A 2,925-nucleotide genomic window follows, 5' to 3' on the forward strand; every position below is an offset into this window, starting at 1 on the left:
GGGCGGCCGCCGGCTTCGGTGCGGCGGGACGGCCCGCGGCCGGGGCGGCGGGCGTGGACCCGGGCTTGGCGGCGGACTTGCCGGCGCCCGGGTAGGCGTTGCGCAGCTTCTTGACCACCGGGGGCTCGATGGTGGACGAAGCCGAGCTGACGAACTCGCCGAGGTCCTTGAGCGTGCTCAAGGCCTCCTTCGAGGTGATGCCGAGCTCCTTGGCGAGCTCATGGACGCGGACCTTGGCCACGGTTCTCCTGTTCTGGCCCCACGGGCCGGAACGGAGCCGCTCGGGCTGTCCGTCTCAGCGCGTCCTGGGACCGTTGACGTTGCTCCAGGCCGTCGCGCGCGCCACCAGGGCACGCGCACCACGGCCTGCCTGATAGCAGGGGGTGAAGTTCATCGCTGGGCACTCATGCTTCAGTGCTCATCGGGTACGCATCAGATCTCTGACCCGCCTTCATCTGTCGGTCTGTCAGCCGGTGCCTCCGCGGTGCGGCCCAGCGCGTCGGCGTCGACGGCGGACCGGAAGGCCCGCCCGAACGCGCGGCGGCGCAGGGCGAGGTGGAGGCAGTCCTCGCCGGGATGCAGCCACGCACCCCGGCCGGGACGGCGTCGTTCCGGGTCCCAGACGACGGATGGGGGTTCCGTCGAGGAGTCCAGGGCGACGCGCACCAGCTCTTGCTGGTCCGCCCTCGATCGGCATCCGATGCAGGTGCGCACGACCGTCCGAGACGTCATGCGTTCACCCCTCACGGGCGTCGGATCGAGAAAGGACCTCATCCATCCTAGCGCGTCCGGGCCCGGATCTGTTCCCGGGGACGGTCAGCGGCCCGGGGCGGAGGTGGTGACCCCGTCGCCGACGATGTCGATCCGCCAGCCCGTGAGCTTGGCCGCGAGGCGGGCGTTCTGGCCCTCCTTGCCGATGGCCAGGGACAGCTGGTACTCCGGCACCACGGCGCGGGCCGAGTGCTGGTCCGCGTCGAGGATCTCCACCGAGACGGTCGTGGCGGGCGAGAGGGCGTTGGCGATCATCGCGGCGGGGTCGTCCACGTGGTCGACGATGTCGATCTTCTCGTCGTTGAGCTCCGTCATGACGGCGCGCACGCGGCTGCCCATCTCCCCGATGGAGGCGCCCTTGGCGTTCACCCCGGGGCGGGTGGCGCGCACGGCCATCTTGGTGCGGTGGCCGGCCTCGCGGGCCAGCGCCGTGATCTCGACCGAGCCGTCCGCGATCTCCGGGACCTCGAGCTCGAAGAGCTTGCGCACGAGGCCGGGGTGCGAGCGGGACACCGTGACGGACGGGCCCTTGGCGCCGCGCGTCGCGGAGACCACGTAGGCGCGGATCCGGCGGCCGTGGGCGTAGTCCTCGCCGGGCACCTGCTCGGGCGGCGGGAGGACGGCCTCGAGGGTGCCGAGGTTCACCTGGACCATGTGGCGGTTCAGGCCCTGCTGGATGACGCCGGAGACGAGCTCGCCCTCCTTGTCCTTGAACTCGCCGAGGACCTTGTCGTCGTCCTCCTCGCGCATGCGCTGGATCATCACCTGGCGCGCCGTGGAGGCGGCCACCCGGCCGAAGCCGTTCGGGGTGTCGTCGAACTCGCCGATGGGCGTGTCGTCCTCGTCCAGCTCCGTGGCCCACACGGTGACGTGGCCGGTCGCGCGGTCGATCTCCACGCGGGCGCGCTTCAGGGCCCCCGGGGTGCGGTGGTACGCCATGAGCAGGGCCTGCTCGATGGTGGGGATGAGGCGGTCCATCGGGATCTCCCGCTCCGCCTCCAGCATGCGCAGCGCGCTCATGTCGATGTCCAACTCATGCCTCCGTGTGCTCGGCCGTGTCCTCGCCCGCGGCGGCGTCGGCGTCGCCGGCCTGCTGAGCGGGGCTCCACTCTACCTGCACGATCGCCGGACCGAGGCGGTCGAGGGCGACCCGCTCGGCGGGCAGCTCCTTGGCCTTCATGCCCTTCTTCGCGGGCGGGCGCACCACGGCCAGCTCGACGTCGTCGTCCGTCACGTCCTTCAGGCGGGCGGTCACGGGCGCGGCGCCGTCGACCGAGACCTCGACGAGACGGCCGACGTTGCGGGCGAAGTGGCGGGGCTCGGTGAGCGGGCGGTCCACGCCCGCGGTGGTGACCTCCAGCAGGTACTCCCCCGCGCCGACGCCGGGCACGTGGTCGCCCAGGGCGTCGAGGGCGGCGGAGACCCGGCCGGAGAGGCGGGCGACGTCGTCCAGGCTCAGGCCCTGGGTGCCCGAGGCGCGGTCGAGGACCACCTCGACGGTGCGGTGCTCGGCGGTGCCCGTGGCGCGCACCTGCTCCACCACCACGTCGTCGGCCGCCAGGGCCTCCTCGACGCGGGTGCGCAGCTCGGCGAGGTCGTCGCGGCGGTCGGTGCTGTCCATGGGGTGCCTCACTCGTCGGGTCGGGGCCGCCGCGCCACGCGGGCGGGGGCCGGGGTCGGGATCCGGGGCCGAGCCTACCGGCGGCCCACGGCGGGGCCGAGTGCTCCCGACCGGGTTGGACGGGGCGAGCTCAGCGCAGCAGCGGGGCGAGGGTGTCCGCGCCGACCTTGACGATGAGCGCGGTCACCACCATGAGGTACACCACGCGGATGAAGCCGGTGCCGCGGGCGATCGCCATGCGGGCCCCCACGTAGCCGCCCATGAGGTTGGCCGCGCCGAGCAGCAGCCCCAGGCCCAGCACCGCGTGCCCCGAGGGCACGAAGTACGCGAGCGCGCCGAGGTTGGTCGCGAGGTTGACCACCTTCGCCTGTGCCGAGGCGTGCAGGAAGTCGAACTTGAGCAGCAGGACCAGCCCCAGGATGAGGAACGTGCCCGTGCCGGGGCCGAGGACGCCGTCGTAGAAGCCCACCGCCGCGCCGAGCGCCACGGCCCGGGCCAGCGCGGTGCTCCGCCGCGGCCCCACGCCGGCGACC

The 2,925-nt window shown here is 73.3% G+C and carries 5 protein-coding genes; all 5 read right to left on the minus strand.

Going from position 1 to position 2,925, the window contains the following annotated elements:
* The coding region (locus D8M29_RS10505; protein WP_148111582.1) for a translation initiation factor IF-2 N-terminal domain-containing protein at positions 1 to 241 on the minus strand (241 nt) is incomplete at its 3' end.
* Positions 242 to 432: 191 nt separating this feature from the next.
* Positions 433 to 774 (minus strand): YlxR family protein, encoded by a 342-nt coding sequence (locus D8M29_RS10510; protein ID WP_078025530.1) that lies wholly within the window; start codon positions 772 to 774, stop codon positions 433 to 435.
* A 42-nt stretch (positions 775 to 816) separates the two neighbouring features.
* Positions 817 to 1,803 (minus strand): transcription termination factor NusA, encoded by a 987-nt coding sequence (gene nusA / locus D8M29_RS10515; protein WP_036314069.1) that lies wholly within the window; start codon positions 1,801 to 1,803, stop codon positions 817 to 819.
* 1 nt (position 1,804) lies between these two features.
* Positions 1,805 to 2,392 (minus strand): ribosome maturation factor RimP, encoded by a 588-nt coding sequence (gene rimP / locus D8M29_RS10520; RefSeq protein WP_036314068.1) that lies wholly within the window; start codon positions 2,390 to 2,392, stop codon positions 1,805 to 1,807.
* A 130-nt stretch (positions 2,393 to 2,522) separates the two neighbouring features.
* Positions 2,523 to 2,925: TSUP family transporter (locus D8M29_RS10525; RefSeq protein WP_148111583.1), on the minus strand; the 403-nt coding region annotated here is incomplete at its 5' end.

It is taken from the genome of Micrococcus sp. HSID17227, assembly GCF_003989405.1.
GTDB classification, from domain to species: domain Bacteria; phylum Actinomycetota; class Actinomycetes; order Actinomycetales; family Micrococcaceae; genus Micrococcus; species Micrococcus luteus.

Coding starts and splice junctions, on each gene's coding strand:
- D8M29_RS10510 (WP_078025530.1), bottom strand. CDS start 774: ATGAGGTCCTTTCTCGATCCGACGCCCGTGAGGGGTGAACGCATGACG.
- rimP (WP_036314068.1), bottom strand. CDS start 2,392: ATGGACAGCACCGACCGCCGCGACGACCTCGCCGAGCTGCGCACCCGC.